Below are 4,224 nucleotides of genomic sequence, written 5' to 3'. Positions count from 1 at the left end.
AGTATATCTGCTGCCTGCAGGGGACTCGAAAGCGTTGGGAGCTCCGTTTGGCCAGATCTTTACCGTATCTACGCGCGGTCCGAATGAGAAACCGCCGCGCCTCTGCTGAGGTGCATTCTGGGCAGGACCCTGTGCTAACATGGCCACTGATGCCGCCATGAGGGCGATAGTGAGGAGGAATTTTTTCATGAGTTTTGTGCTATTTCCCTCAAATATAGGAAAGTTTTCACTAATCCTGCCAACTTCTGATAGCGAACAATCCCGCAGCGATGGAAAGCAGCGGGATTGCTGCTATTATGTATAGCTTGAGCTGAGGGAACAACGTCTTGCCAGACTCGATTGCGGAACCGATTTCTTCCGTGTCGAGTCCAAGGCTTTCGAGAATCGGGACGAGGTTGGCGGAAGGGGAGAACATCATGCTGAGTATGACGGTGATGCCAGCGAGCACACCGATTCCGAATGCTGCGGCGATGGCGCGTCTGTACCTTCGCTCTGCGACGCGCTTGTATTCAAGCACATCCTCCAGAGTGTATTTGTCAGCGGTCTTTGCGTCCACTTCGTCCAGCTTCGTACAGAGTTTCTCAAGGAAATCCTCCGACGAAGAAAGCTCAGGCCTTGCTGCCTGGAAAAGATCGCGTATGTCCTGGTCGTTATTCATTTCTTAGATTGTTTCTTAGATGTTCTCGGCCTCTAGCAAGCCATGTTCTCACTGTTCCGTCTCCGACTTCGAGTATGTCTGCGATTTCCTTGGTCGGCATGTCTTCCATGTAGAACAGTATTATTGCGGACCTTTCGTGATCGTTCAGCTTTTCGATGGCCCGGTAGAGAGACTGGTATCGGAACTGGGCGGACGGATCGTCGGCGGGCGCCGACGATACAAGCCGCTGCGCGGCAGGCGAGGACAGGTCCTCGCCCCGTCCGCCTCTTGCCTCAATCCTACGCCTCTCGTCTATGAAGCAGTTGTAGGCTATCCTGAAGACCCAGGTCGAGAACTTCGACCTGCCTCCGTAGCTCTCCATCGAAGTGTAGGCCTTCACGAAGGCGTCCTGGGCGAGGTCGTCCGCCTTTGCCGTGTCACCTTCGCACAAGGTAGTCAGGAACCGTCTCAATGGCTCCTGACATGCCTTCACTTCGTATATGAACTGCTCCCTGGTCATCTGATCCAAGCTTGATGCTAGTTTACCTGGTCCTTCCTTTTGAGAATCTTTGCAATCTCGACTTCCTCTTCAGCCTGAATCCTGTCAGCCATTTTTCTGGAAGCGATGATAAAGTATACAACGCTAGCTATACCGATAATGAGCAAAATGGGGCCTGCTGTAGCCAACAATCCTTTGTTGAAGGCAATGTTGATCTTTGTGAGACCGGCAATCGTGAAGATAAGTCCGAGACCGCTGAGGATGAGACCGGAGCGAAGCGACTTGAGGAGCTTACCCTTGATCGTGATATCCTCGATCTTGCGACCTTTCTTAGTCTTGCCTCCCATCCTGTCCCAGAAATCCTCTGGAATGGTAACGCCGGCCGCGATCGCCTTCATCATGATTTCCGCCTTCTTGTTGGTGTTGTTCCTGGCCGCCCACACGATGAGGGCAACTACTGCAATCGGCAGGATGACGCATACGCAGACGACGATTAGCAGGTCCTGGTTGAGTGCGAAGAATGATTGATTCGCTGTTAACAGATTGTACATGGCTTTATCGTTTGTTTCAGTTTATAATTCTATTCGGAAGTCCATTTTTCAGAAACTTCGCCAGTTAGACGGAAAGACGCAACGAAATGTTTCATCACCCCGTAATTTTTTCTCTTTTGTTTTTTCTGTAATCCCGCTTGACGTTCTTGGAATCCTCTTGTGTTCCCGTGAATACCTGCTTGTCAATGATTGAATCGGGCTTGTAGATGCGTGAAATCTCATTCTTGAAATTGTTTTCCGCTGAGCATACATTTGCAATACACACAAACGACAACACTTAGTGAATCATTTAACACATCCGACCATGAAAGAATACAAGTACAAAGACAGCAAGATCGTCGAATTTACGAGAAAGAACTTCCTGGTATTGTTTACCCGCGAGAACGGCATCTCCGACCATGTTCCGTGCGAGTCACTCGACTCAGCCAAGGCCCTGATCGACGCGCGTCTCGCGTAACAGCACACCAAATATAGTGAAAGGACGTCGAAAAGGCGTCCTTTTGTCGTCGTAATGATTACATTTGTCCCATGAAGAAATTGGTGTCAAGGCCGGAATAGGATACAGATTTTAGCGAAAAACTGTAACAAATCCGGATGGACGTCGTCTAATAGTGAAAAGAGAAAACGAAAATGAAAGTAATCGGCAATATCATCTGGCTCATCTTTGGAGGCCTTCTCGTATCATTCATGTATATCTTCGCGGGATTCCTCTTCTGCGTCACCATCATCGGCATTCCTTTCGGATGGCAGCTGATGAAGATAGGCACCTATGCTCTTCTCCCATTCGGAAAGGACATGACATTCGCTCCAGGCGAGCCTGGCTGCCTTTCTCTGATTGGAAACGTGGTATGGGTGCTTTGCGGATGGTGGGAGATTGCCCTCGTCCATGCCTTCTTCGGCATCTTGTTCTGCATCACTATCGTCGGCATCCCTCTCGGCGTCCAGCATTTCAAGATCGCCAAGAATACCTTGATACCGTTCGGACAGAAGGTAATAGACTTCTAGGATTACCTGTTCTTCGAATTCAGATACTGACGGAGTCCTTCGTTGCGAAGCTTACAAGACGGGCAGTGCCCGCAGCCATCGCCGGGGACTCCGTTATAGCATGTAAGCGTCTTTGTCCTCACGAGGTCCAGGACGCCGAGCCTGTCTGCGAGTGCCCAGGTCTCTGCCTTGTCTATCCACATCAGAGGGGTGTGGATGGTGAACTGCTCCTCCATCGCGAGGTTGAGGGTCACGTTGAGGGACTTGATGAAGCTGTCCCTGCAGTCTGGGTATCCGCTGAAATCGGTCTGTGATACTCCGGTGACGAGATGCCTGATACCTCTCTCTCTTGCATAGACCGCAGCCACGCTGAGGAAGAAGAGGTTTCTTCCTGGTACGAAGGTGTTCGGAACGCCGTCCTCAGGCTTCTCCTCGTCCATCTTGATCGATGTGTCGGTAAGCGCGCTAGTGCCGATCTTACTGATGAACGACACGTCCAGAAGATCGAAGCTGACTCCGGCCTCTTCTGCAATTCTTCTTGCCATCTCGACCTCGAGGGAATGCTTCTGACCATAGGTGAAGGTGAGCGTGCTCACTTTCTTGAATCTCTTGAGAGCCCAGAAAAGGCAAGTGGTGGAGTCCTGACCTCCGCTGAAGACTACGAGTGCTTCTGATTCCGAGAGCTTCATGGCTTTAGTTGATCTTGAATGGGTTATACGAGATGCCCTGGTCGTAGGTGTCTAGACCTTCGAAGGCTTTGAGCTTCTTGACCACGACGCTTGTGACGGGCAGTATGACCACCTCGAAGAGGGTCTTGACCACCACCTGGGTGCAGATGATGCCGACCAATCCCTTGAAAGGAAGCTGACCGCCGAGCGCGATGGGGAAGAATATGACCGAATCAGCGAATTCGCCGACGATTGACGAAAGAATGGCCCTAACGCCGAATCCCTTGCCCTTGGTGGCAACCTTCATCTTGGACATCACCCATGCGTTCATGGTGGAGCCCACGAGGAACGCGATCAGCGATGCTACCATCACCCTCGGAACGAGAGAGAACAGAAGGTCGAAGCTTTCCTGAGCCGCATAGCTGTCCGGATAGAGCGGTTTCGGAAGCATGGTCACGAGACCGGACGCCACTGCGACGAAAAGGCACATGGCGAAGCCCATCCATATCACGATCTGGGCCTTGCGATAGCCGTATACTTCAGTGAGGCAGTCGTTGATGATGTAGGATACAGGGAAGATAAGTACGCCGCCGGTGAGCTGGAGGGGAAGGTTCCCGACCTGCCAAAGACGTGGTACGAAGGTGTTTGAAGCGATCAGGCAGACGCAGAAAGTCACTGCGAGCCAGAGGAAGGTGACAGACAGTGTCATCTGTCCCTTGGAGGAATTGTTGTCTTTCATTTGACTTGTTTTTATAGTGGTACCAAGCACACTTGCCCCGGCCCCGCCGGAACTCGCTGCAAAAGTACATCAAATTCCTATGAAAACAAGTTTTTGTTCCTCTTTTTCTGCTCTGGCTACTTCACGACTATGTCGATCATGTAGAT

The 4,224-nt window shown here is 51.1% G+C and carries 8 protein-coding genes; 2 read left to right on the top strand and 6 right to left on the bottom strand.

Going from position 1 to position 4,224, the window contains the following annotated elements; all coding sequences use genetic code 11:
• The 4 genes from AC06ND_RS00910 to AC06ND_RS00895 all read right to left on the bottom strand — a co-directional run.
• Positions 1-189, bottom strand: a 189-nt coding sequence (locus AC06ND_RS00910) for a hypothetical protein (protein ID WP_475677116.1), incomplete at its 3' end; no start/stop codon positions are given.
• A 40-nt stretch (positions 190-229) separates the two neighbouring features.
• A complete protein-coding gene (locus AC06ND_RS00905) occupies positions 230-658 on the bottom strand; it encodes a hypothetical protein (RefSeq protein WP_475677115.1) in 429 nt (142 codons plus the stop codon).
• Positions 651-1,157: an RNA polymerase sigma factor gene (locus AC06ND_RS00900; protein ID WP_475677114.1), complete on the bottom strand. Its 507-nt coding sequence runs from the start codon at positions 1,155-1,157 to the stop codon at positions 651-653. The genes AC06ND_RS00905 and AC06ND_RS00900 overlap by 8 nt, the downstream gene beginning before the upstream one ends.
• A 17-nt stretch (positions 1,158-1,174) precedes the next feature.
• Positions 1,175-1,687, bottom strand: a complete 513-nt coding sequence (locus AC06ND_RS00895) for a hypothetical protein (protein WP_475677113.1) — start codon at positions 1,685-1,687, stop codon at positions 1,175-1,177.
• 304 nt (positions 1,688-1,991) lie between these two features.
• Here AC06ND_RS00895 and AC06ND_RS00890 point away from each other — a divergent pair, with 304 nt between their 5' ends.
• Positions 1,992-2,144, top strand: a complete 153-nt coding sequence (locus AC06ND_RS00890; RefSeq protein WP_475677112.1) for a hypothetical protein — start codon at positions 1,992-1,994, stop codon at positions 2,142-2,144.
• 173 nt (positions 2,145-2,317) lie between these two features.
• Positions 2,318-2,692 carry a YccF domain-containing protein gene (locus AC06ND_RS00885; RefSeq protein WP_475677111.1) on the top strand — a complete coding sequence of 125 codons (375 nt, stop codon included), beginning with the start codon at positions 2,318-2,320 and terminating at the stop codon, positions 2,690-2,692.
• A 2-nt stretch (positions 2,693-2,694) separates the two neighbouring features.
• Here the strand turns inward: AC06ND_RS00885 and queC are convergent, their stop codons facing one another.
• Together queC and AC06ND_RS00875 are read right to left on the bottom strand one after the other, a co-directional pair.
• Positions 2,695-3,360, bottom strand: a complete 666-nt coding sequence (queC, locus tag AC06ND_RS00880; RefSeq protein ID WP_475677110.1) for a 7-cyano-7-deazaguanine synthase QueC — start codon at positions 3,358-3,360, stop codon at positions 2,695-2,697.
• A 4-nt stretch (positions 3,361-3,364) separates the two neighbouring features.
• A complete protein-coding gene (locus AC06ND_RS00875) occupies positions 3,365-4,078 on the bottom strand; it encodes a queuosine precursor transporter (RefSeq protein WP_475677109.1) in 714 nt (237 codons plus the stop codon).
• Between the last annotated feature and the right edge of the window lie 146 nt (positions 4,079-4,224).

It is taken from the genome of Candidatus Cryptobacteroides sp. (genome assembly GCF_056207615.1).
This window is presented reverse-complemented; position numbering and strand designations above follow the sequence as displayed.

What these genes read in the sequence shown, in the direction of transcription:
- AC06ND_RS00885 (WP_475677111.1), top strand. Translation starts at nt 2,318, where the DNA reads ATGAAAGTAATCGGCAATATCATCTGGCTCATCTTTGGAGGCCTTCTC.
- AC06ND_RS00895 (WP_475677113.1), bottom strand. Translation starts at nt 1,687, where the DNA reads ATGTACAATCTGTTAACAGCGAATCAATCATTCTTCGCACTCAACCAG.
- AC06ND_RS00890 (WP_475677112.1), top strand. Translation starts at nt 1,992, where the DNA reads ATGAAAGAATACAAGTACAAAGACAGCAAGATCGTCGAATTTACGAGA.
- AC06ND_RS00875 (WP_475677109.1), bottom strand. Translation starts at nt 4,078, where the DNA reads ATGAAAGACAACAATTCCTCCAAGGGACAGATGACACTGTCTGTCACC.
- AC06ND_RS00905 (WP_475677115.1), bottom strand. Translation starts at nt 658, where the DNA reads ATGAATAACGACCAGGACATACGCGATCTTTTCCAGGCAGCAAGGCCT.
- queC (WP_475677110.1), bottom strand. Translation starts at nt 3,360, where the DNA reads ATGAAGCTCTCGGAATCAGAAGCACTCGTAGTCTTCAGCGGAGGTCAG.
- AC06ND_RS00900 (WP_475677114.1), bottom strand. Translation starts at nt 1,157, where the DNA reads ATGACCAGGGAGCAGTTCATATACGAAGTGAAGGCATGTCAGGAGCCA.